22 protein-coding genes are annotated in these 24,356 nt (G+C 44.8%); 12 read left to right on the forward strand and 10 right to left on the reverse strand.

Annotated features, from left to right (window positions below; all coding sequences use genetic code 11):
- Positions 1 to 9: 9 nt before the first annotated feature.
- The 3 genes from oppC to ACTXGK_RS15425 all read right to left on the reverse strand — a co-directional run bounded on the left by oppC (position 10) and on the right by ACTXGK_RS15425 (position 3,710).
- On the reverse strand, positions 10 to 915 hold the full coding sequence (gene oppC, locus ACTXGK_RS15415; protein ID WP_087041773.1) for an oligopeptide ABC transporter permease OppC: 906 nt from the start codon (positions 913 to 915) through the stop codon (positions 10 to 12).
- Positions 916 to 958: 43 nt separating this feature from the next.
- The gene (oppB, locus tag ACTXGK_RS15420; protein WP_201508330.1) at positions 959 to 1,879 is read right to left on the reverse strand and encodes an oligopeptide ABC transporter permease OppB; all 921 of its coding nucleotides are present in this window, start codon (positions 1,877 to 1,879) and stop codon (positions 959 to 961) included.
- A 157-nt stretch (positions 1,880 to 2,036) separates the two neighbouring features.
- Positions 2,037 to 3,710, reverse strand: a complete 1,674-nt coding sequence (locus ACTXGK_RS15425) for an ABC transporter substrate-binding protein (protein WP_394209651.1) — start codon at positions 3,708 to 3,710, stop codon at positions 2,037 to 2,039.
- A 1,047-nt stretch (positions 3,711 to 4,757) separates the two neighbouring features.
- Here ACTXGK_RS15425 and ACTXGK_RS15430 point away from each other — a divergent pair.
- The 5 genes from ACTXGK_RS15430 to ACTXGK_RS15450 all read left to right on the forward strand — a co-directional run bounded on the left by ACTXGK_RS15430 (position 4,758) and on the right by ACTXGK_RS15450 (position 9,050).
- Entirely contained in the window at positions 4,758 to 5,735 is a 978-nt protein-coding gene (locus ACTXGK_RS15430; RefSeq protein ID WP_443514790.1) for a zinc-binding dehydrogenase, read from the forward strand.
- Positions 5,736 to 5,956: 221 nt separating this feature from the next.
- The gene (locus tag ACTXGK_RS15435) at positions 5,957 to 6,961 is read left to right on the forward strand and encodes a YhdH/YhfP family quinone oxidoreductase (RefSeq protein WP_443514791.1); all 1,005 of its coding nucleotides are present in this window, start codon (positions 5,957 to 5,959) and stop codon (positions 6,959 to 6,961) included.
- Between the two features lie 182 nt (positions 6,962 to 7,143).
- Complete coding sequence (locus ACTXGK_RS15440) at positions 7,144 to 7,695, forward strand: Crp/Fnr family transcriptional regulator (protein ID WP_443514792.1); 552 nt, start codon at positions 7,144 to 7,146, stop codon at positions 7,693 to 7,695.
- 25 nt (positions 7,696 to 7,720) lie between these two features.
- A complete protein-coding gene (locus ACTXGK_RS15445) occupies positions 7,721 to 8,659 on the forward strand; it encodes an NAD(P)-dependent oxidoreductase (protein WP_443514874.1) in 939 nt (312 codons plus the stop codon).
- A 196-nt stretch (positions 8,660 to 8,855) separates the two neighbouring features.
- Positions 8,856 to 9,050 (forward strand): hypothetical protein, encoded by a 195-nt coding sequence (locus ACTXGK_RS15450; protein WP_443514793.1) that lies wholly within the window; start codon positions 8,856 to 8,858, stop codon positions 9,048 to 9,050.
- 87 nt (positions 9,051 to 9,137) lie between these two features.
- Here ACTXGK_RS15450 and ACTXGK_RS15455 read toward each other — a convergent pair whose 3' ends face one another.
- From ACTXGK_RS15455 to ACTXGK_RS15465, 3 genes are all read right to left on the reverse strand, one after another.
- Complete coding sequence (locus ACTXGK_RS15455; RefSeq protein WP_443514794.1) at positions 9,138 to 10,091, reverse strand: hypothetical protein; 954 nt, start codon at positions 10,089 to 10,091, stop codon at positions 9,138 to 9,140.
- Positions 10,092 to 10,591: 500 nt separating this feature from the next.
- Positions 10,592 to 11,113: an NADPH-dependent FMN reductase gene (locus tag ACTXGK_RS15460; protein ID WP_443514795.1), complete on the reverse strand. Its 522-nt coding sequence runs from the start codon at positions 11,111 to 11,113 to the stop codon at positions 10,592 to 10,594.
- 40 nt (positions 11,114 to 11,153) lie between these two features.
- The gene (locus ACTXGK_RS15465; protein WP_443514796.1) at positions 11,154 to 12,347 is read right to left on the reverse strand and encodes an MFS transporter; all 1,194 of its coding nucleotides are present in this window, start codon (positions 12,345 to 12,347) and stop codon (positions 11,154 to 11,156) included.
- A 106-nt stretch (positions 12,348 to 12,453) separates the two neighbouring features.
- On the opposite strand from ACTXGK_RS15465, the gene soxR reads away from it, so the two are divergent.
- Positions 12,454 to 12,903 (forward strand): redox-sensitive transcriptional activator SoxR, encoded by a 450-nt coding sequence (gene soxR / locus ACTXGK_RS15470; RefSeq protein WP_443514797.1) that lies wholly within the window; start codon positions 12,454 to 12,456, stop codon positions 12,901 to 12,903.
- A gap of 104 nt (positions 12,904 to 13,007) precedes the next feature.
- Positions 13,008 to 13,460 carry a GNAT family N-acetyltransferase gene (locus ACTXGK_RS15475; protein WP_443514798.1) on the forward strand — a complete coding sequence of 151 codons (453 nt, stop codon included), beginning with the start codon at positions 13,008 to 13,010 and terminating at the stop codon, positions 13,458 to 13,460.
- 125 nt (positions 13,461 to 13,585) lie between these two features.
- On the opposite strand, the gene guaA is transcribed toward ACTXGK_RS15475, so the two are convergent.
- Positions 13,586 to 15,196 carry a glutamine-hydrolyzing GMP synthase gene (guaA, locus tag ACTXGK_RS15480; protein WP_443514799.1) on the reverse strand — a complete coding sequence of 537 codons (1,611 nt, stop codon included), beginning with the start codon at positions 15,194 to 15,196 and terminating at the stop codon, positions 13,586 to 13,588.
- Positions 15,197 to 15,452: 256 nt separating this feature from the next.
- Here guaA and ACTXGK_RS15485 point away from each other — a divergent pair, with 256 nt between their 5' ends.
- From ACTXGK_RS15485 to ACTXGK_RS15495, 3 genes are all read left to right on the forward strand, one after another.
- Positions 15,453 to 15,899 carry an MgtC/SapB family protein gene (locus tag ACTXGK_RS15485; RefSeq protein ID WP_443514800.1) on the forward strand — a complete coding sequence of 149 codons (447 nt, stop codon included), beginning with the start codon at positions 15,453 to 15,455 and terminating at the stop codon, positions 15,897 to 15,899.
- Between the two features lie 658 nt (positions 15,900 to 16,557).
- The gene (locus ACTXGK_RS15490; protein ID WP_443514801.1) at positions 16,558 to 18,396 is read left to right on the forward strand and encodes a YadA-like family protein; all 1,839 of its coding nucleotides are present in this window, start codon (positions 16,558 to 16,560) and stop codon (positions 18,394 to 18,396) included.
- 191 nt (positions 18,397 to 18,587) lie between these two features.
- Positions 18,588 to 19,601: a hypothetical protein gene (locus ACTXGK_RS15495; RefSeq protein WP_443514802.1), complete on the forward strand. Its 1,014-nt coding sequence runs from the start codon at positions 18,588 to 18,590 to the stop codon at positions 19,599 to 19,601.
- Positions 19,602 to 19,763: 162 nt separating this feature from the next.
- Here ACTXGK_RS15495 and ACTXGK_RS15500 read toward each other — a convergent pair whose 3' ends face one another.
- On the reverse strand, positions 19,764 to 20,918 hold the full coding sequence (locus tag ACTXGK_RS15500) for a MalY/PatB family protein (protein WP_443514803.1): 1,155 nt from the start codon (positions 20,916 to 20,918) through the stop codon (positions 19,764 to 19,766).
- A 186-nt stretch (positions 20,919 to 21,104) separates the two neighbouring features.
- On the opposite strand from ACTXGK_RS15500, the gene ACTXGK_RS15505 reads away from it, so the two are divergent.
- On the forward strand, positions 21,105 to 21,602 hold the full coding sequence (locus ACTXGK_RS15505; RefSeq protein ID WP_443514804.1) for a cupin domain-containing protein: 498 nt from the start codon (positions 21,105 to 21,107) through the stop codon (positions 21,600 to 21,602).
- 103 nt (positions 21,603 to 21,705) lie between these two features.
- Here the strand turns inward: ACTXGK_RS15505 and ACTXGK_RS15510 are convergent, their stop codons facing one another.
- Both ACTXGK_RS15510 and ACTXGK_RS15515 read right to left on the reverse strand, forming a co-directional pair.
- Complete coding sequence (locus tag ACTXGK_RS15510; RefSeq protein WP_443514805.1) at positions 21,706 to 22,497, reverse strand: hypothetical protein; 792 nt, start codon at positions 22,495 to 22,497, stop codon at positions 21,706 to 21,708.
- A gap of 76 nt (positions 22,498 to 22,573) precedes the next feature.
- Positions 22,574 to 23,374 (reverse strand): crotonase/enoyl-CoA hydratase family protein, encoded by an 801-nt coding sequence (locus tag ACTXGK_RS15515; RefSeq protein WP_443514806.1) that lies wholly within the window; start codon positions 23,372 to 23,374, stop codon positions 22,574 to 22,576.
- A gap of 239 nt (positions 23,375 to 23,613) precedes the next feature.
- On the opposite strand from ACTXGK_RS15515, the gene ACTXGK_RS15520 reads away from it, so the two are divergent.
- The gene (locus tag ACTXGK_RS15520; protein WP_443514807.1) at positions 23,614 to 24,306 is read left to right on the forward strand and encodes a LysE family translocator; all 693 of its coding nucleotides are present in this window, start codon (positions 23,614 to 23,616) and stop codon (positions 24,304 to 24,306) included.
- Positions 24,307 to 24,356: the final 50 nt, after the last annotated feature.

Genomic DNA, 24,356 nt, shown 5'->3' on the forward strand with positions numbered 1-24,356 from the left:
GTCACTCTCCTAGCGGTCTTTAGGGTCAAACGCATCGCGTAGACCATCGCCAATAAAGTTAAAGCAAAATAGCGTAATGACCAAAAAAGCCGACGGAATCAAAATCTGCCAAGGTGCTACTTGCATGGTACGAGAGCCTTCTTGCAGTAGTGCGCCCCAGCTGGTCATCGGTTCTTGCACACCCAGTCCCAAAAAGCTCAAAAATGATTCAAACAAAATCATCGTCGGTACCAGTAGTGAGGCATAGATAACGACCACGCCAAGCACATTGGGCACGATATGACGCAGGATAATATTAAAGCCTGAGACACCGCCAACGTGCGCCGCTTCAATGAACTCTTTACTCTTGAGGCTGAGCGTCTGACCACGAACAATCCGAGCCACATCCAACCAAGACACCAGTCCAATAGCGACAAAGATTAAGATTAGGTTACGCCCAAATATCGTGACCAATAAAATCACGAAAAACATAAACGGAAAGGCGCTTAGAATCTCTAAGAACCGCATCATAATCATGTCGACTTTACCGCCAAGATAGCCTGACGTCGCTCCGTAAACAGTACCAAAAAGCACGGCAACCGTCGCGCCAGCAATGCCAACCATCAAGGAGATACGACCACCAACGGCAGTACGCACCAATAAGTCGCGTCCGAGAGAGTCCGTACCAAAGTAATGCTTGTTTTCGATAGAAGGCGCGGCTTGCATAAAGTTCCAGTCGGTCTCCGCGTAACCAAAAGGGGCAAACAGAGGGACAAATAGGACAAAAGCGCCAATCAGTAATAGGATAAAAAAGCTGGCAACGGCTGCCTTGTTTTGATAAAAACGTCGCCACGCATCTTGCCAAAGACTGCGACCTTTAATCTCTTTCGCTGGCGACAGGATGATGTCGGTGGGCTGGTCTACAATAAGGCTCATAGTTGTCCTTGTAATAATCTACTTAAATAATAATTCGCCATATTTAATACTGAATCTTTGGGTCAATCATGGCGTATAAAATATCAACAATGGCATTGAACGTAATGGTCAGCACACCCACCAAAATCGTCAAACTGAGCACCACGCCATAATCGCGGTTGAGGGCGCCATTGACGAATAACTGCCCGATACCCGGCAAACCAAAAATGGTCTCAATCACGATAGAGCCAGTAATAATACCGACAAAGGCAGGGCCTAAATACGAGATCACAGGCAACATCGCTGGTCTAAGCGCGTGCTTCATGACAATCTGGCGCATCGGTAAGCCTTTGGCTCTAGCCGTGCGAATATATTGACTATTCATCACCTCAATCATCGAACCACGCATGATCCGCGCGATACTCGCCGTATAGGCTAGCGCTAAAGCAGTGACGGGTAAGATAAGGTTTTGCAGTGCGCCATCATTCCAACCACCCGCTGGTAGCCAGTGCAAAATAATCGCAAAGATGAGTACCAGTAATGGCGCTTTGACAAAGCTTGGAATCACAACCCCTGTCATCGCAAACGCCATCAGCACATAATCCAACCATGAGTTTTGCTTCAGCGCTGCCAATACCCCAAAAATCAGTCCCAAGACCAATGCGAGAATAAACGCATAAATCCCAAGCTCCATAGATACTGGAAACGACTGGGACAATAGCTCGTTGACCGTGTAGTCTTTATATTTAAAAGAAGGACCGAAGTCGCCGACAGCAAGCTGCCCCAAATAATGGACATACTGCAACCATAAGGGATCATTGAGATTGTATTTGGCTTCGATATTGGCCAGTACGGCTGGTGATAAGGTACGCTCGCCTGAGAAAGGATTGCCTGGCGCTAAGCGCATCATAAAAAAGGAGACAGTGATCAAAACAAATAAGGTCGGAATGGCCTCTAAAATACGCCGAAAAATCAGTTTTAACATAAGACCTCTTTATGGAAGTGCCCCTTCCCAAGCCCAATTAAAGCCGGAAGGATACAACAGATATAACATGCAGTAATTGCTTACTAACAATAGCAGCGCGTGCGATAAGCCCGCCGAAGCGGTCTACATCGCACTCACCTATTAAAATCCTGATTTATCAGTGTTTGGCGATGGACAGATCTTTTGCCTGCCAGTTGTCCAAGGCATCTTTTGTAGAAAAGCCAATGACATAAGGCTTAATGAGACGAGGGCTGACATAGTGATAGACATTTAATAAAGGCATGTCTTTGTCTAGCTCAGCCTCAGCTTTGTTGTATAAATCAACACGCTGCTCGGGCGTTACACCTGGTTTTAGTGTTTGTGCCATGAGACTGTCAAAGTTGGCATTGGAGTATTTGCCGTGGTTATTACTGTTACCTGTTTTTACGATGTTCAAGAAGGTTGAGGCTTCGTTGTAATCACCACACCAGCCCGCACGCGCTATTTGGTAGTTACCATTACGGCGAGTATCGAGGTAGGTTTTCCATTCTTTATTGATCAAACTAACATCGACAAAGCCAAGCGATTGTTTCCATAGCGAGGCGACCGCAAGTGCCGTTTTCTTATGAAGGTCATTGGTGTTGTATAGCAGCTCGAATTTTAGTGGATTGCTCTCGCTATAGCCTGCTTCATTCAGCAGCTTCTTGGCTTCTGCAAGACGCTTCTCTTTATCCCACGTTGACCACTCTGGCGTGTTTTTTACATCACCATTGGTTGCAGTTGGTGTCAGCTGATAGGCTGCTGTCTGTCCTTGACCGATGACTTTATCTACCACCGTGTCACGATCTAATGCCAAGGCGAGCGCACGGCGTACTTTGACATCATCAAATGGTGGTTTGACGTTATTAAACTCGTAATAGTAGGTACATAGATAAGGAGAGACGGTGAGCTCATCACCGAGCTGTTCTTTGAGAGACGCAAACTGCTCAGTCGGAACTTCATTGTAGGTCATGTCAATCTCACCTGCCTGATAGCGCGCCACATCAGTGGTACTAGAAGGAATCGCGAGCATCGTGACAGTATCAATTTTGGTATTGGCGTCATCGTAATAAGCAGGGTTACGCGTTAGGACGATTTGATCATTGACTTGCCATTTACTGACTTTGTATGGGCCGTTGACCACGATGTTGGCAGGGTCAGTCCATTTATCCCCAAACGCTTCGACATTCTTTTGGTTGACAGGCTTGACTGAGTTATGGATCATCATGTCTGGAAAATAAGGCACAGGCTCTGATAATGTCACCTGCAAGGTTTTGTCATCGATGGCTTTGACGCCAAGCGTGTCTATGCCTGCCTTACCCTCAACGATTTGCTCAGCGCCCACGATTTTGGCATCGACTAAATAGCTCGAATAAGGCGAAGCAGTATTTGGATCGACTAGACGACGCAGACTATAGACAAAATCTTCTGCCGTCACAGGATCACCATTTGACCACTTGGCATCACGCAGTTTAAACGTCCATACTTTATTATCAGGACTCTCCCAACTGGTCGCCATACCCGGAATGGTCTTACCATCTGCATCGGTATTGGTTAGACCTTCAAACATCTGTCGGTCAATACCAGCTTCAGGAACCCCTGATACTTTGTGTGGATCCAGCGACTCTGGCTCGGCGGCATTATTGACAACCAACTCTTGCTTATCAGCCAATACGTTCGGGTCAATATTTGAAGATTGAGTGGTTGTGCCATCGTTTGCAGACTTATCACTACAGCCAGTCACAAACATAGTCAGTGCTATACAAGTAGGCAAAAGTGCATATTTAAAAAGGTGGTTAGAGGCAGGTATCATATAACATCCTAGCGAATAGGTGGCTGGGCAGATTTACTCAGTTTTAGTAAGTCCATTTAATTTATCCGTATACTGATACTATCCACTTCATCAATCGCTATCACAATAGTCACGGTAGTCAATGATTATCAAAGGTAAGAACTACCTTATCTCTCCTGAAACCATTGTTTTTCATAGGTTTAAAAGTTATACCTTTGGTTCTGTTTTCACAGTCTACTTTTATACCGCTCATCGCTTGATTCAACCACTGAGATATAACCATTGAATCAAAATTGACACTTAATACTGCTAATATGCATAAATATGGATAATATTCGGTAATATATTGGATAACCATTAGTAATGAAAAACAATATAAATGTCAACAATTTTTGGTGCGCTCTAGTGGCATATTGACGTGACAGGAGCATGAAAAAATCATTTTTTCTAGACAAAAATCAAATAGAATATCGATTGTATTATGCATTTTTTGGTTATAATTTTACCGTTCATCAGCAATATAATACCGCTCATAAATTTCTCACTCAGACAATTTATTTGATATTTTTGCTCAGTATTTATTATTGTTAGTACTGATGTTCAAAGGCTACTAGATAAAACTTCTAGAAAAATGTTGTAAATTTTACTTATAAGATTGTTTTTAATAACTAATCACTGTATATAAAATTGATGTAAGAATAACGGTATAGCGGCAATGCTAAGACAGTCTGGATATCCGAACTTATTTTCTATATTGCGGTCTTCTAATTATTTTATTTTCTCTCTATTTATTTTTGTAAGACTGAGACAAAATCATGCTGGAAATGCTAAATGGCAGAATATGTATATGCCAATATCTGTCAAGGTAATGACTGAGCATTCAATTTACCTGAAACAAAACCATACATAACGTCATCATCTATTTACTAGACGACCAGTCTATTGTTATCTATAGTATGACCCATACTGATTATATTTAAACCAGATCACGCAATACGACAGCGACACCATAATGTGGTGGTCTGGGTCCCATACACATAACAACAAATAATTGATTAAGGATAATTTATGCGCGTTGCTACTTATGACCACTTTGGCAAACCTTCCGACGTACTGAGCGTGGGCGAGCGTCCTATGCCGCAGCCTGCTGCCAACGAAGTACGTATTAAAACCATTCTCTCCCCCATTCATAACCACGACATGCTAACGGTCAGCGGGCAATACGGCTACAAGCCAGAAATGCCAGCGGTTGGCGGTAGCGAAGCGTTGGGGATTATTGATGCGGTCGGCGATGACGTCACAGACTTAAGCGTCGGTCAACGCGTGGCCTGTGCCAGTGTGCACGAAACGTGGGCAGAGTATTTTGTCGCCCCTGCCAACATGGTATTTGTCATCCCTGACAGCATCGAAGACGAACTGGCCGCGCAGCTGATTGCTATGCCCTTATCTGCGTTAATGCTACTAGAGTTTTTAGAAGTAGATAGTGGGCAATGGATCATCCATAACGCGGCTAATGGCGCTGTTGGTAAAACGCTAGCCATGCTGGCAGCGGCACGCGGTGTGAACACCATTAATCTCGTGCGTAGCAAAGACTCGTTAGAAGAGCTGACCGCACTGGATATCAAAAACAATGTCGTCACTGCTGATGATGACTGGCAAGACCAAGTCCGCGCTATCATCGGTGAGGACAAAATCACTGCTGCCGTTGACTCGGTCGGTGGTGAATCAAGCAATGAGCTGCTATCGTTACTGGGTAGTAATGGCACGCTGGTCTCGTTTGGTATCATGTCAGGTAAACCAATGCAGCTAGACGCTGGCAGCCTGATCTTTAAGCAAGCGATTGTTAAAGGATTCTGGGGCAGCAAAACCAGCCAAGAAATGGATCTAGACAATAAACAGCGTCTGATTGATGAGTTACTAGAGCGCGCGACTAACGGCAATCTAAAATTACCAATTGAAGCGGTTTATGGGCTTGATGAGATTACTAAAGCCGTCTCAGGTGATGTGCAATCTGGCAAAAAAGGTAAGGTACTATTAAAACCTTAGTACCTTTAAAGTACCGTCAAAACTATAATTCACACACTGACCTTTCAATGACTATTGTCATTAGAGGTAGCATAAAATAAGAAGAAGCCCATTTGTATTTATCCTAAAGTACAGTGGGCTTTTTTTGCTTCAGTGGCTTTGCAGTCATGAGATAATTAAGCATGCGATAGTTAAGCCATGACTCATGAACATCAACAATAAAACGTAATAGGGATATCACCATGTCAAACGAGAAAACGTTTAAAGCCTTAGTCGTTGAAGAAACTAGCGATGGCGAATTCAAAAAAAGCATCCAAGAGCGCAAAGTTAGCGACTTACCAGAGAACGACTTGCTCATCGAAGTGCATTATTCATCATTGAACTTCAAAGATGCCATGTCCGCCACGGGTAATAAAAGAATCACCAAACAATACCCACACACTCCCGGTATCGATGCAGCAGGCGTCGTGGTCAGTGACAAATCAGGCACATTTAGTGCAGGGCAAGAAGTGTTGGTATTCGGCTATGACCTCGGTATGAATACAGATGGCGGTCTGGGTCAAATGATCTCTATACCAGCAGATTGGGCACTAGCCTGTCCAAAAACGCTGACACTAAAAGAAGCGATGACCTATGGTACTGGCGGCTTGACCGCAGCGCTCAGTGTGCAAAAGCTAGAGAAAATGGGCGCAAAACCCAGTGATGGCCCAGTCGCTGTGACTGGTGCAACGGGCGGCGTGGGTAGTATCAGTATCGCTATCCTCGCGCAGCTCGGCTACGAAGTGATTGCCTTTTCAGGTAAGCCAGAACAGAGTGAGCATCTAAAAGAGCTGGGCGCGAGCGAAGTGCGTCATCGCGATACGATCAATGAAATCGGTAATAAACCTATCGGCCGTGAGCTATGGGCCAATGCCATTGATACCATCGGCGGCGAGTATCTATCTAACTTGCTCAAGCAAACCAAAGCGGGCGGCGCGGTGACCAGTTGTGGCCTAGCGGGCGGTGCTGAGTTTTCAATGACGGTCATGCCGTTTATTACTAGAGCGGTGTCACTACTGGGTATCGACTCGGTTTATATTCCACTAGCTGATAAAGAAGCCATTTGGCAGCGTGTCGCCACCGATATGAAACTGCCTAATCTTGAGAGCTATGGTGAAGAAATCACCCTTGAGCAAACGCCTGAATACTTAGATCGCTTTATGTCGAGCAAAGTGGTTGGGCGTTATGTGGTGAATGTGAAGGGTTAATTTTTACTTTAAAACCATTAATATTGTTAAATAACGGCAGTACGCTTTTTGGGGTGCTGCCGTTATTTTTTGGAAAAAACTACTGGTCACACGATAGCACTCACATTGTTTATGCTAAGTGAAGTGAGTTATGCTGTCATTGCATAATCACAGTATTTCAATATCCAATCATGTGGAAGATGATGAATACACTTATTTCGAAGTTCCCGCAGCTATTAAATGTTGGGCGTGTGGCATATTTTGATAAAAGAGAAACGCTGCTCAATGAAGGTGATATTTGTCGCAATGTTTTTATTGTCGAAACAGGCTGCATCAGATCATGGTTCAACAATGATGGTGACGATGTCACTTTTCAGTTTTTTTTCCCTGACGATATTGTGACTTCTTTTGAAAGCTTAAAAAATGGCTATCCTGCTTTGTACAATATTGAATCAATTACAGCTGTGCGGTTGAGAGTCATCACGCGACATGAGCTGTTACAACTGCTTGCTGAGGACACAAACATAAAACAGGCCATAGACAACTATATCGCTGAGCGTATGTATCATTATCAAAAACTTTTTATTTCGCGCATAAAAAACAAGCCACAGCAGCGCTATGAAGAGCTGGTCTCAACACAACCCGAGATATTTGAAAAAGTACCCCATCACTACATCGCTGCATATTTAGGCATCACTCCTGTTTCTTTAAGCCGTATTAGATCAAAAACTAGCCTTCCTATTAACAATTGTTAAGGCGGCAAATCGAGCAGACTGTAAAATTGTCCATACTGAAAACATTCAATCAAAGGTGGACAATATGCATAAGAAAACAATCAGAGTCGGGTTTATTGGACTTGGCAAAATGGGCTCAGGAATATGTGCCAATATTCAGCGAGCTGGGTATGATTTGACCGTTTATAACCGCACGCTAGCAAAAACACAACCTTTTGCAGAAAAAGGCGCGAAGGTTGCCTCCTCTATTAAAGAACTAGTGGCACAGACAGATGTTATTTTTTCGAGTTTATTAGATGATAAGTCAGTGCTTGACTTGTGTCATGGTGAAGAAGGCATACTAGCGTCATTAACAGAAAATAAAATACACGTTGGTTTGACAACCATACAGCCAGCAACAGCAGATGCTCTAAAATCAGCTCACCAACAGCAAGGCTGTCATTATATTGCTGCACCAGTGGTGGGGCGTCCCGATGCAGCCGCAGCTGGGCAGTTAATCACTTTTCTTGCTGGCGACCTTGAGGCGATCGAACGTATTCAACCGATCATCAATTCATATACTGTTAAGCAGGTCTCGGTTGGAGAAACGGCGCGTTCAGCAAATGCTATGAAAATATGTGTCAACTATATGGCAATGACACAACTGGTGATGTTGGGCGAGATTTTTACGTATGCAGAAAAAAGTGAGCTAGATAAAGCTAAAGTATTGACCATTACGAAGATGTTTTTTTCTGACAATCAAGCAATGCGCGATTATGCAGAGAAAATAGCCAATCGAGATTTCGATACAGTAGGGTTTGATCTGAGTGCAGGCTTGAAAGATGCCTTAATTTTTGAAACCGCTTTTACCGCTTCTGGGGTAAAACCTTCCACTATATTGGGCGCAAAGGATAATTTGATTGCGGCAAATCAAAATGGTTTGGGAGACAAAGACTGGAGTGCTTTAACTGAAGTATCGAGAATGCTCGCCGGATTAAAAGCGTAAAGAAACGCAATAAAACCAAAAAAACACTCAATCTCGTTGGGTGTTTTTTATTGTCTATCGCGATAGCTTACAGCTTACAGCTTACAGCTTACAGACAATCTCATTTAGCTGCGCATTAAAGTTATCTATCATCACTTTGCCTGTCTCGGCAAATACTTCCCTTATAAAACTCTTATGATAACTTTATCTTTATCGTATGCTGGGTATCGACTCGGTCTATATTCCACTGGCAGACGAAGAAGTCATTTGGCAGCGCGTCGCCACCGATATGAAACTGCCTAATCTAGAGAGTTATGGTGAAGAGATTACACTTGAACAAACGCCAGAATACTTAGATCGTTTTATGTCGAGCAAAGTGGTTGGGCGTTATGTGGTGAATGTGAAGGGATAGGTTTTAGGTTTGATATAAAAAAAGCAGCGCTCGTTTGGGAGGCTGCTTTTTTACCTCTTTAATAGAGTTTTATAGCTACTGAATGCTTTAAATATAGAACTGACGAGCAAATGAAGATGTACTATTTAAATCAATTTCAGGGTAGTTATTATGGATAAATTCGCATAGCTCGTAGTGTAATTCTAAAAAATCATTCTTATATCTACTTATATTTTCAAATAATTGTCTCTCTTCAAGTTTTCTACAAGAATCTTCCGACCATTTAAATAAAATTTCACTAGCGTCAGGGATGCTTACGTAGAAACTATAATAATCTTTAGAAATCAAGCTATAAATATCAAACCACTTCTGAATCCAGATACCTATCTTTCCCTCAATATTTTTATCATATAACTGAAAAAGAGGACTATTTATTGCCATGTTAATATTTGAAACGTGGCCTAAGAAACTTACATGAACTCTTTTTGGTGCGTCGTCTAAATAATGAGGTATAGCATCCATATCTATACAATTAAATAAGTCGCTTAGAACCGATATATCCTTATCTCTTTCACTTTTATAACTAGGTATTGATGTGCCTGTATCAAAAGAGAACTGCGGATAAAATCTTTTTAGCTCATCAGTTCTCTTAGACAACTCTTGCTCAATATCTGTCCAAAATAAAATGCCTACTGCAAAATTTCCTCTTGCTACTCTTTCTCTTGAGATTTCTTGTATGAATCCTTGGACATGAGTATCAGGTGGTCTACTTGTAGCAATATACAAGACTGATAAGGGAGGAGTGAAAGATTCAGCCTTAGAAATTTCCTTTACTATTAGTTTTTCTGTTAACGAATTTAAAGTATTTTTACACTGTACTCCTATCAAACGTCCAAAACTGTCTGTTCCGACAATGTCCACACCATCCTGTTTTTGTCCAGACCTTCCATATCTATTAAAATTTACACTATCACATTTAATTTTTATTGCTGATAGACATATATCTTCAAACTCGTCCCAACTTTTAGGTGTAGGGAGGTTAATACTGGCAGTTGTCGGCATTCTTATCACCTTAAATACTCGAAGGAAACTCATATATGATTAAATAATAGTCTATTTATGATACTGCTGCATTTGCAAAATAGAAAAAGCCAGTAGATATTATTATCTACTGGCTAATATTGTATATGGTGCGGGAGAAGGGTTTGAACCTTCAGGGAATATTGGTAATATCGACCCATCATATCCGAGCAATAACTGAATCTTTTGGTACCCGCATTATCCCTCCGAACCATTCAATCATTGTATTCAAGTCCATCACTGGCACTCCCATCATTGTACAAATCAAACCTAAAATAGCGCCTGCGTACACACTTAGAGACAAGATACCGCTCTTCAAGTCATTGATCAATACTGTTTGACACAATTCTTCATATCTAGAAATATATTTAAATTATACACTTAAAATTATAGAGATATAACACTATAAAAGTTATTAGAATAACAAAAAACACCCAACCAAGTTGAGTGTTTTTTTATTATCTATCACGAATGTTTAAGGCTTATAGCTTACTAATAATCTCATTTAGCTGCTCATTAAACGCCTCATCCGTCACTTCCCCTTTTTCGACATCATAGTTATCAAAGAAATTAGGCAATGACAGTGCGCCTTTAACATCGGCGGCGAAAAACGGCGCGGACGCTTCAGCCGTAGCAAGCACACTTTGTGCGCCGCCCGCCCCTGGTGAGGTCGCGAGCATAATCATCGGCTTATCTTGATAGACTTTCATATCGATACGCGATGCCCAATCGAACAGGTTTTTGTACGCGGCGGTGTACGAGCCATTGTATTCGGCAAACGAGATGACCACCGCGTCCGCTTCGCCAATCGCTTGATAAAAGTCATGCGCAAAGGCAGGAATGCCTCTTTCCTTTTCGCGCTCTTCGCTGTATATCGGCATCTCAAGGTCATGAATATCGAGTAAGGTAATATCTGCCTCATCAATCTGCGTGGCGGCATAGCGTGCCAGCTTTTGATTGATGGATTTTCTGCTGTTGCTGGTACCAAAGGCAAGTACTTTCATTATAAAATCCTTATAAGTTGTGAGTTATATAGCGGCGATATCACGCCGCTTGTGCTTTGAGCATGGCAGCGCTTGCGACTGCTAACAGCGCCGTAAAGCCTGCCATGAGTAAATAAAAATGGCTATAAGCCAATATTGCGATGAGGGCGGATGATATCAATGGTGAGACAAATTGACCGATAAAAATGCTGCTCGTCAATACGCCTGATGCCAGTCCGCGCTTATCACTCGGCACCAGTGCCAGCCCTGTCACCATAAAGTTGGGCATCACAAGACCCATGCAAACCCCCATGAGCGCGCAACCGACGACGACCAAGCCAAACGACGATGCCTGTGACAGTACTACCATCCCTATCGCCATAGTCATAAAGCCTACCAATGCCACACCATAGTTCTGGATTTTGTCCACCAGTTTGCCAAAGCTAATACCGATAATCGCTGCCGCCAGTGTGCCAGCACCCATGGCTAAGCCGGACTTGCTAGCATCAGTGATACCGATATCGACCATAAAAAAGGGTATCTGCGTCGGCAAGATATAAAACACGATTAAATGACAAAACAGCACCAACGCACAGCCTGCCAGCGCCCATTTCCAGCGTGCGTTATTTTTAATCGTGTCTTTGGTTTGAGTGTTCTCTGCTGTCTGTATCACAGACCCATCATTGGTACGCGACACATCTTTGATGGCAAAGAATACCAAAGGTACTAACAACAGCGCCGCCGCATAGATATAAAACGGCAGACGCGCACTGGTATTGGCCAAATAGCCAGCAGTGACGATAAATACGATGCCGCCGATATTCGAGAAAGACTGCTGCAAACCCATAAACTGGCTGCGCTGCTGACCCGCAAAATAATCGGTAATCAGCGCGGTGATCGCGGTCATCAGTCCAGCAACGCAAATGCCTAAAATTGCACGACTGATGAGGATAGCCTCAAGTCCTGCCAGCTTTGCGCCTGCTGCACCCGATAGCGCAAATACCGTGGTCGAGATCAGCAGCTGCTTGCGCCGACCGAATTTATCAGCAGTCCAACCGAGTATGGGTGCGAAAATCACCACAAATAGCGCCGGTATCGGTAGTAGCATTTTAACCAAAAGATCAGCGGACGCCGTCCCTGCAAACTCGCGCGCTAGACCGGGTAAGGCAGGCGCAATGGTGGCGTTAGACATCACCGTCAAGGTAGATAGCAGCAGCAAGCACAGCGCACTTGGTACCAATAAATTAGTTTTCATGCCTTACTCTCATCGTTAGTTGCTTGTTTTGCGCAAGCGGTGGCTTGAATGAATATTGAATAAGCGCTATTCTGCTACCTAAACCTAAGTTGAGGTCAAGTAAAAAATGCAAAAAAAACTTATCCCTGAATGGATATCAGTTGGTATGCTCAGTGAGAGGACAGGCGTGGCAGTGTCTGCGCTACATTTTTATGAGCGCAAAGGTCTGATAAAAAGTCAAAGAAACAATGCCAATCACAGACAATACCCAAAGCACGTCATTCGTATTGTCTCCCTAATTCAGGTGGCGCAGCGTACAGGGTTTTCATTAGAGGAAGTCTTGCTGGAGCTGGATGAGCTGCCCAATCGCACCCGCATTACGATCGAAGATTGGGAGGCGCTCGGCATCAGATGGCAAGCTGAACTGGATCGCAAGATTGCGCAATTGACCGAATTGAAAAGCATGATGACGGACTGTATCGGCTGTGGTTGCCTATCGCTTGAGCGCTGTAAGCTCTTAAACCCTTATGATGAGCTAGGCGAGACAGGCACAGGCCCGCGTTTGATGACGGAATAAAATCTGACTAGGAAACGGTTATACTCAGCCATAGACTCAATAATTAAAGCAATTAGCCAACTTGTCTACAGTGGCAATATTATTCATGATTAGGAAAAAACAATATGATAACTTGGCAGCTCAAGCCTTTCATTGAATTAACGACGATCCAGTTGTATCAACTCCTCAAACTGAGGGTGGATGTGTTTGTGGTTGAACAACAGTGCCCCTATCCTGAATTGGATGACAAAGATCATAAGAAGGGCGTTTATCATTTACTCGGTTATGACGGTGACCAGCTTGTCGCCTGTACCCGTTTATTGCCAAAAGGCGTGAGCTATCCATCAGTCAGTATGGGCCGCGTGGCCATCTCGGCAGATCATCGAGGTGGCGGTATTGGGCATCAACTGTTAGCAGAAGCATTGAGAAACTGCCAATCTTTGTGGCCTAACGAATCTATTGAGATTGGTGCGCAAGAGTATCTGACATCGTTTTATACACAACATGGCTTTGTCAAAACGTCAGAAACCTATTTAGAAGACGATATTCCACATATTGATATGAAACTCGCAAAATAATCGTTCTTAGATTTATTTTTGCCATACCTCTTTCTATCAGTTAGTTATATTCCCAGACATAAACACAAAAAAGCCCACGCTATCGTGGGCTTTTTTTATAACTAACTGCGCTATCTAAGGAAGGATTATTCCCACTCAATCGTCGCAGGTGGCTTGCTCGACACGTCATAGGTCACACGTGACACATCAGCGATTTCATTCATGATGCGGTTCGATACCGTCTCGATCAAATCATACGGTAGATGCGCAAAGCGCGCGGTCATAAAGTCCACAGTCTCAACCGCACGTAGCGCGATTACCCATGCATAGCGGCGACCATCACCGACCACGCCGACAGATTTGATTGGTTGGAATACGGCAAATGCTTGTGCAGTCTTGTCATACCAGCCTGAACGCTCAAGCTCTTGCATAAAGATCGCATCTGCCAAACGCAAGACATCCGCATATTCTTTTTTCACCTCACCAAGGATACGCACACCCAAACCCGGACCTGGGAACGGATGACGATAGATCATTTTTGCTGGTAAGCCTAAAGTAATACCAAGCTTGCGTACTTCATCTTTAAACAAATCACGTAACGGCTCAATCAGTTTAAATGCCAAATCATCTGGCAAGCCGCCGACGTTATGATGGCTCTTAATGACGTGTGCTTTGCCTTGATGGGATTTAGCAGATTCGATCACGTCTGGGTAAATCGTACCCTGTGCTAAGAACTCAACGACTTTACCATCGCTCTGCTCGCTCACTTGACGCGCGCTATCAGCGAATACGTCAATGAACGTCTTACCGATGATTTTACGTTTCTTCTCTGGATCCGACTCGCCTGCTAGCGCATCTAAGAATAAATCTTCAGCATCAACACGGATGACTTTGACGCCCATATTTTCTGCAAAAACTTGCATGACCTGATCGCCTTCATGCAGACGCAAGAGACCGTTATCTACAAATACACAGGTCAGCTGATCGCCAATGGCTTTGTGCAATAACGCTGCAACGACTGAGCTGTCCACGCCGCCCGATAGACCAAGCAATACTTGCTTGTCACCAATTTGCTCTTTGAGCTGCGCGATACGCATATCAGCGATATTGTCTGGCGTCCACTCACCAGCACACTCACAGATTTGATGAACGAAACGACCTAGCAGCGCTTGACCTTGTAGGGTGTGCGTCACTTCTGGGTGGAACTGTAGACCGTAGTATTGCTTATCATCATTGGCCATAATCGCAATCGGGCAGCTTGGCGTACTAGCGACGATGTCAAAGCCTTCAGGTGCTTCGATGACTTTGTCACCATGACTCATCCAAACGTTTAGCTTGGCAGCCGCGCCGTCAGTCTTGCTGTCTTCGATACCGTCAGTCAGCTGCGAGTGACCATTTACTTCGATGGTCGCTGCACCAAACTCATGAATATCACTGGCATGAACCTGCCCGCCAAAACGATCTGCCATCGCTTGCATACCGTAGCAAATACCCAATACAGGCACGCCTAGGTCAAACACTGCGTCATTGATACGCGGGCTGTTGTCTGCATGGACGCTCTCAGGGCCACCCGATAAGATGACGCCTTTTGCGCCAAAATCGATGATGCGCTGAGTGTCGATATCATAAGGGAACATCTCACAAAACACCCCAGAATCGCGCACACGGCGGGCGATTAACTGACTGTATTGCGAGCCAAAATCGAGGATTAAAATGCGGTCTTGCTTGATAGTTGGCGTCGATGATGCGGTCGTCATAAGGTGAGTATCCATCAATAAAAAATTGGTGCCCTATTTTAACAAGTTTCGGGGCAATGATGGCGATTGACGTGCGGTTTATTCGCAACTATTTTGTTGGTGACTTACATTTAGAATGAGTAATCCTACCGCTGCATACCAAATATGGCATCTCATTATTGTTATATGGTATAAAAAATACAGTACGGTGACATGGACATTGTTATCGTGGACGCTGTTATCGTACAAGTGTGCGATATGGGAGGGACTTTACATTATGTTCGCGTTCGATTTAAACCTCAAACTGCTGGCCTATCACGCCATGCAGCTGAGTATCGCCTTTATACTGTCGCTGCCCATTGCGCTCAATCGTGAGTTTCAAGACAATGGCGCAGGCCTGCGTACTTTTCCTTTGGTTACCATTGCCTCATGCGCCTTTATGCTGGTAGGGATGGATATCTATGACAGCCCCGACGCCCAAGCGCGCATTATGTATGGCATCATCACTGGCATGGGCTTTATTGGCGGCGGCGCGATTGTCAAAAACAAAGATGGTGCAGAAGGCACCGCGACGGCCGCAGGACTTTGGGACACTGGCGCGATCGGTATTTCAGTGGCTTACGCTCGCTACGAAATCGCCATTATCTTATCTGTAGTGGGATTTTTAATATTGCAATTTTCTACACCATTTAAAACCAAAGCCAAGCATAAAGACAAATCTTGATTCTTTCTATTCTTGGATTTGCCAACCATCCATCTACTTTAGCTTCAGACAGAATATCATCTGCTACCTACCCTTTTTTCAGTGATCTCAACTTCAATTTACCACGCTGCTCTCTTTTGATTGCTTTCCTGCGCGCATTTTATTGCTATTAAATATCATTTATTTTACACCCCTTACTATTAAGTATTTTTACACAGCTCAGTATCCATAAGGTCTGAAATCCCTTACGAAAACTACGTGTTTTTTGTTGAATAATTAGACTGTAACTTTTTGAAAGCAGACGTTAATTATCAGTCGAACTTTGTTACGTAATCATGTAGATTATAAATGTGGACGCCAAAAACACTAGTAAAGTACATGGACAAGCGGTGTATTGCCTTGTGAAAAAAACAAACGATTTTAGCAGCTTATACCGTTGGTTTATCCACCCAACTGGTACTATCGCAGCAGGGTAGCGAGTAGACTAATTGTGATATTGCTACATTGAGACTCGGTAACACAGTTGAGACTTGCTTGCCTCATCAATAGCAGTACAGGCAGTCAATTGTCGGGTTATTTGCAAAAAAACAAATGAATAACCCATTTAATAATAAATGTTGCTGCCGTATTTTTTATCGACACCATCAAGCCCTAACGTTTCTAAAAAAAGGATGAAGAAATGAAAAAAATGGACTTCTTACCGCGCTCTGCTCTAAAGCTTAGTACTCTCACCTTAGCCATTGCCGCCGCTGCATCTTTTGCCACTACCAGCACCATGGCAGCTGAATGTCAGTTAAGCAGTGGCAATACTGGTAATGCCTCTGGTCTTGGAACAGACGCTTTGGCCTGTGGCCCAAATACTAGCGCCTTTGCTGATAATGCCACCGCAATAGGTCAGAACGCTTTTGCATCAGCGGCTAATGCTGTGGCGGTAGGCAACACCGCCTTTGCCTCTGATGAAAATACTGTCTCGATTGGGTCTAACTCACAAGCTGATGGTATCGACGCAGTAGCAGTTGGCGGCGGTGTATCTGAAAATGGTTCGCGTGCTGGCGCTCAAGCTTTGGGCAACTCAACCACGGCGATCGGCGGCGAGTCAATTGCCGATGGCGCAGGCGCAACCGCGATTGGTTGGCAGTCAAGCGCTACTGGTGCACAAGCACAAGCTTTTGGACACCAAGCTACCGCAAATGGTGCATTGTCTTTAGCGATTGGTGAAGACTCTCAAGCGCTAAGCGCTAACTCAACAGCCATTGGTAATCTATCTACTGCCACAGGCGTCGATGCACTAGCAATTGGTGATCAATCCAATGCAGCAGGTAATTCAACCACTGCTATCGGCGGTGAATCAGTAGCGACTGGCCCAGGCGCGACTGCTATTGGTTGGCAGTCAGGAGCAAACGCCGAGCGCGCTCAAGCGTTTGGTCATCTAGCTCAAGCAAATGGGGTACGCTCAACCGCCGTGGGTGAAGCTGCACAAGCACAAGGCGAACGCTCTGTGGCGCTAGGTAACGAATCGGTCGCTGGTGGCAGTAATGACACTGTCGCTATTGGTAATCTAGCCAATGCAGGTAATAACTCAGCCACCGCGGTCGGTGGTCAAGCAAACGCCGCAGGTCTTGGTTCTACCTCAGTCGGTTGGCAATCAAAAGCAACTGCTGAACGCGCGCAAGCCTTTGGTCACCTAGCCAATGCCAGCGGCGTACGTTCAACGGCAGTTGGTGAAGCTGCCAGTGCTGAGTCAGATAATGCAATTGCTATCGGTAATAACTCAGTCGCCTCAGGTCTTGACGGTGTAGCGATCGGTGGCGATAGAAGTGGCGTACGTCAAACGACTGCCTCTGGTACATCTTCCACCGCTATCGGTGCTCAAGCTCAAGCCACTCAAGCGGGTGCAACTGCGATGGGCTGGCAATCAACCGCAAGCGGTGTCCGTGCTCAGGCCTTTGGTCATCTAGCTTCGGCAACTGGCGAACGCTCAACCGCTGTGGGTGAAGCTGCGCAAGCACAAGGCGAGCGCTCTGTCGCGCTAGGTAATGAATCGGTGGCAGGCGGTTTAAACAGTATCGCTATCGGTAACGGCGCAACGGCAGCAGCTGACAATCAGATCGTCTTGGGTAATGCAGGTCAACTGCAAGCTAGTACCGCAGCACAGACAGGCACGACCAATCTTGTCACAACCGATGCCAACGGTACATTAGGTACCAGTGTCAGCGTAGACTCACTAGCAACCTCTAGACAATTTAACGACTTACGTAGTCGATATGATCGTCAAGAAGATCGCTTGGATGAAGCCGAAGACGGTATCGCGATGGCACTGTCTTTAGAGACGCCAGTAATTCCTGCTGGTAAGCGCTATGCGATGTCATTTGGTACAGGCTATTACAATAGCAGCTCAGCATTGAGTACCTCGTTTGCTGGCAGAATGAGCGATAGCATGACCATTTCGGCCGGTGCAGGTGTCGGGCTTGATACTGGAAAAGTAGGGGCTCGCGGCGGTGTCACGTTTGCTTGGTAATTTATTTACGTAGTAACTGCTCATAAATATCTACTGCCGCCTTGAGCTTATATAAGCAGAGCGCAGTAGATGTCACTGAACTCTCTTCAACCAATTAAATTGTATATAAACTCGCCTAAACAAGTCTTAATAAATATCCAACTGGATCACTTAACGAGACTTTAATATTCAAAAAAACAGGATAAAAAATTATGAAAATGGAATTCTCATCACGTTCAGCGCTAAAAATCAGTACACTCGCTCTAGCAGTCGCCGCAGCGTCTTTTAGCACTACCGCCGTGATGGCAGCTGATGGCGGCACAATGGCTCTGGCCTATGGCAATCAAGCCATGGCAGGCGGCACCAATGATACGGTTGCACTCGGTAGTCAAGCAAACGCGGGTATGAACTCAGCGACCGCTGTCGGTGGTCAAGCCAATGCAGCAGGTCTGGGTTCTACTTCTATCGGTTGGCAGTCAAAAGCCACGGGTGAACGCGCCCAAGCGTTCGGTCATCTCGCTGATGCCAGCGGTATGCGTGCAACGGCTGTCGGTGAAGCTGCAATGGCAGGCGGAACGAACGATACAGTCGCTGTCGGTAACCAAGCAAATGCAGGTATGAACTCTGCGACTGCTGTCGGCGGTCAAGCCAATGCAGCAGGTCTGGGCTCAACCTCGATTGGTTGGCAATCAAAAGCCACCGCTGAACGTGCTCAAGCCTTTGGTCACCTAGCCAATGCCAGTGGCGTACGTGCAACGGCAGTGGGTGAAGCGGCAATGGCAGGCGGAACGAACGATACCGTTGCCGTCGGCAACCAAGCAAATGCAGGTATGAACTCTGCGACTGCGGTCGGTGGTCAAGCCAATTCAGCAGGTCTGGGTTCTACTTCTATCGGTTGGCAGTCAAAAGCCACGGGTGAACGCGCCCAAGCGTTCGGTCATCTCGCTGATGCCAGCGGTATGCGTGCAACGGCTGTCGGTGAAGCCGCCGCCGCACAGGGCGAAGCTTCCATTGCGATTGGTAATATTTCAGTTGCGAGCGGTTTGAACAGTATCGCTATTGGTAATGGCGTAAAAGCCACTAATAAGCATCAGGTCGTCTTAGGTAACGCAGGCCAAGTGAAATCCAGTACCGCCTCACAGACAGGTCAAGTCAGCATCGTAACGATTGATGAAAACGGTACGTTAGGCACTATGCTCGTTGACTATTATAAATCTGCTCAATAATACGAGAAAAACTACCGCTCATTCGATAAACAGCAAAAACCCCGCCATCGCGGGGTTTTTGCTATCTAACTATGTTATAACCTATAAGTGAAGCATTGAGTAAATCTCTAAACGCGCACGTAAGCCATTAACCAAAACTTCATAACCGCTTTATAGCCGTTTTTATATCTTATCAAAGGCGTTTTGAATACGATGTAACCCTTCAGTCAACACTGATCTAGGACAGGCCACATTCAAACGCATTTTAAGATGCCCTTCCTTACCGTATTTGATCCCAGCATTTAGCTCTACTTTTGCCGCTCTTAATTCATTATAAAGCTGCTCGTCGTCCTGACTGTAAGCTGAACAATCCAGCCAAATCAGATAGGACGCTTCTGGACGCATGACCTTGATATTGGGTAGATGCTCAGCGAAAAACTGTACGGTTAAATTAATATTAGCCTCAATATAGGTCAGCGCCTGTACCAACCATTCATCGCCTTGCTCATACGCATGACGCATCGCTGTATACGCAAATAAATTCAGCTCGTACTCGTCATTTAACTGCTGCTGCTGACTGATTTTTTGGAGTAAACCTTCATCTTTGGCAAAGATCATCGAGCCTTTGATACCAGCGATATTAAAGGTTTTGGTCATCGAGGTCAGGCTCACCACCTTGTGCTCATACCCTGTCGCTAGCGTTAAAAACGGCGTGAATGTGTGCCCGCTCAAGGTTAAATCTTGATGAATCTCGTCGCTGACAATCGCCACATTGTACTTTTTACAAATCGAAAGTACAGCTTTCAACTCATCCGCTGTCCACACGCGCCCGCCCGGATTGTGCGGATTGCAGAGTAAATATAGCTTAATATCATGCTCGATAATCTTACCTTCGATATCAGCTAAATTAAGATGATATTTGCCCTCGCTCTCTTGTAACGATGAGGTGATGAGCGTACGACCATTTTGCTCAACTTTACTCATAAATGGCGCATAGATAGGATCATTGACCAGTACCGCATCCCCTACCTCGGTAAAGACGTTCATCATCAGCGCTAAGCTTGGGACGACACCCGGGGAGAACAAAATATTTTTTTTAGCAAGCGCCAAATCATAGCGACTGCCATGCCAATCAATAATCGCGTCATACAGTACCTCGGTGGGTTTGGTATAGCCCAATATGCCATGCTGCACGGCTTGCTCAATCGCGTTTAAGATAGGCGGCGCGGCCTTAAAATCCATATCAGCCACCCACAGCGGAATCGTGTCATCGCTATAGTGCCATTTGAGCGACCCTGTATCCCGTCTGTCGATGACCTCATCAAAGTTATACAACACCCGCACTCTCCTTTATTTAAAATAATGGTTCAGGGTACAACATGAATAGCGTCATCAACAATCGCTTTATGCAGGATATATAAAGTCGCTATATGATTATCAAAATCACGCCTATTTCGTCCCTTTTAAAACCTGATACTATTGGCTAATAGTGGTATACACTCAAAGCATCAATCAAGGAGACAGATGATGACGACACCAGACCAACAGCCGCGTAAGGACACGCAAGCATACGTCTTGACCAAATCCGATATCGATAACACGCCTGAGACCGAGCATATTCACCAGTTCAATGAACAAGCCATTCGCCATACAGTGTCGCTCAGTGATATCGTTGGTCTGACTAAATTTGGCCTGCATCTCGTACGGGTGGAAGCGGGAGATGAGACGACGACCCATCACTATCATGAGGAGTCGGATGAGTTCATTTATGTGCTGTCAGGCGAGCTGTCGCTTCGCTACGGTGATGAGCAATATCAATTGAGCGCTGGCGATTTTGTAGGCTTCCCTGCACATGGCGCGGCGCACTCAATGCGCAATGAGAGCGATGCCGATGCTACTTATCTGATGGGTGGCAGCCGACCACCGATTGACATTACCCTGTATCCAGAGATCAATCGCAAGATGTATAAGATCCATGGCAAAAAAGAGTATGTGGATTTGGAAGATTTGGGTGAAGTATAGTTCGCACCTCATAAAAAACCTGCAATATCAGTAGTTGCTAGGAACAATACTGTTACGGCAGGTTTGGATACCATATTACTAGGTGATGTACTTTTTATACCAATTAACGAGTTATAGCTACGTTAATCAATAGCTCTAGCATATCCGCATCAAATGTTTCTTTAAATTTGAGCATCTTGGTATTGCCTTTGTTGGCACTTATATCAATACCACCTGTAAAAACTTCATACCCTACAAGTTGTAAAAAATTCAGCGTGAAATTTTTCTTTCCGCCTTTATAGACTAGCCTTTTGCTCGTTACGTAGAAGTCACCCTCGTCCACAATAACGATTCCCTTTTCGCTTATTGAGCGGCCTTTATGTTGCCCTACTTTAAAGCTTACACCTTTTGCTACTCTAATATTAACGCCTGACGACCCACCTTGATATTTTCTACTTACAACTCTTTCTTCAAGTAAATCTGCGCGCGCTCTAAAATGTACTTGCTCATCACCTTGTAGAATCAATCCAAAACTATTTACCGATGGAAGAATTCCTTTTTGAATATTTCTTAATTCTCGATGCTGACGTAAAACAGCAAGCTGTTTAGGTATTTGTTGGTCAGTCACCATCAAAATTTGTTGTGTTTCGATAATATCTATTTCTTCTTGATCTGTGATGACACCATCACTAATGATTGCTTTAAAGGCAGCCTCATATGCCGCAGAATTTACTTTCTTAAAATCCTCTTCTTCAATATTATATTCTTCGGCAAGACTGTTGATTAGCGCTAACTCTGACTCAGTAATTTTTCCATCTGAACATACTTCTATTAGCCTTTGCTTGAAATCCTTTTTATTAGATAAATCCTGCTTAACTGCACCTACCTTAGTAGTCAGTCTAGAAATTATGTTCATTACCATTTCCCTATGATATTAAATATGTTTTACAGATCATGTAACAACAGTAAAAAGAGCTGCTGAGAAATTATTCCTACCTACCCTTAAACTTAGCTTCCCTTCTCTCAACCATCGCCATTACGCCCTCTTTGGCATCTTCTGAATGAAAGAGCGGCGGTAGATAGCTATGGATATTGGCCAGTGCCGTTGCTGCCCCATTGCGGCTCGCATCTTGCGCGGATGATAACGCGCCTCTGACGCCCAGCGGCGCAGCTTTACAGATCTCTTGTGCCAGCGTCAATGCGCGCTCGTATTCAGACCCATTTGCCACCACTTCACTGACCAAATTCAGCCGATCAGCCGTTTGCGCACTGAATGCTTTACCCGTGAGCAGATACGGCATGGCTTTTTGCCAGCCTGCCGCCGCGACAAACCGTACCGTCGCCCCGCCAAATGGCATGATGCCGCGCTGGACTTCCATTTGGGCAAAGTTACAGTTGTCGCTGGCGATGACCACATCACAATTGAGCATCAGCTCGATAGCCACGGTAAAGCAAGTGCCTTTTACCGCCACGACCACAGGTTTGGTACGTAAGCGTCCGCTAATGCCCCACGGATCAATTTGATTGTCATCAAACTCAAACACACCATCGTTTAGCTTGTCTTGCAGCTCAACCAGATCAAGCCCAGCGGTGAAGTGATCACCATGCGCAAAGATGAGCGCGCAGCGTAAATGCTCATCGTCTTCATATTGGGTCAGTGCGTCAGATAACTGCGTAATCATATGGCTGTCAAAGGCATTGCGTTTATTGGTACGGTTTAGCCCAATCAGGCAGATAGTGCCGTCTGTGTCATAAGTGATGCGATTGTCTTGCGTATTACTGTCCGTCGTCATGGTGCTGTCCTTGTCGAAGTCATTTTTTATGTAGTGAATGATTATATCGTCGAATCTTGATCGCTTATTTATAAAGGTTTGTCGATAAACCTGTTTTTCATCCATCTTTTAATATAGACACCATATAGCGATAACACAAGCGATAGCAATGACTCGAATGGCGCGATAATAGATAAAAGTTGACCTCATTTACGATAAGTGCAACTATGATTCAGACTGGATAGGGTATAGAGGGTTTTATGGAGTTTTGGCACGGATTTTTGCTGATCACGAGCGTTCACTTGCTGGCCGCCGCCTCACCAGGCCCTGATTTTGTCTTGGTTTCACAGCAGACGTTAGCTAAGGGTCGACGTACTGGTTTGATTTGTAGTTTGGGGATTACTTTAGGACTGTCAGTGCATATTATCTATTCGGTACTGGGACTAGCGACGGTCATTGCCCACTCACAGCCGCTATTGACCGCGATTAAATGGCTAGGTGGTGGCTATTTGATTTATCTAGGGTGGCAGGGCATTCAGGCAAAACCAAAAAAGCCAGTAGAAATAGCAGCATCCGTAACGCAAGAGAACACTTCTACTGATCATTTACAAGCAAAGCAAGACGCCTCTACTCATACTAAATCTATGAATACCGAATCTACCGTTGTCACATTGCGCCGTGGGTTTTTCTGCAATGTCTTTAACCCAAAAGCGCCTGTCTATTTTGTCGCGATTTTTACCCTTGTGCTGTCACCCGACATACCGCTTTGGCAATTAGCGATATACGGTGTCTGGATGATGGTGCTACAGATGGCATGGTTTAGCACCGTAGTGATGCTACTCTCTATCCCTACTATTCATCGCCGATTTCAGCGTTTTGAGCATTGGATCGACCGTGTATTGGGGTCGGCGATGATCGTATTGGGACTCAACCTGATCTTTCGTCACCGATAAGCGACCGATAAAGCACGGATAAACCATTAGAAACCTGCGAAATCTGCTAC

Source organism: Psychrobacter sp. T6-5 (assembly GCF_052258485.2).
Classification (GTDB): Bacteria; Pseudomonadota; Gammaproteobacteria; order Pseudomonadales; family Moraxellaceae; genus Psychrobacter.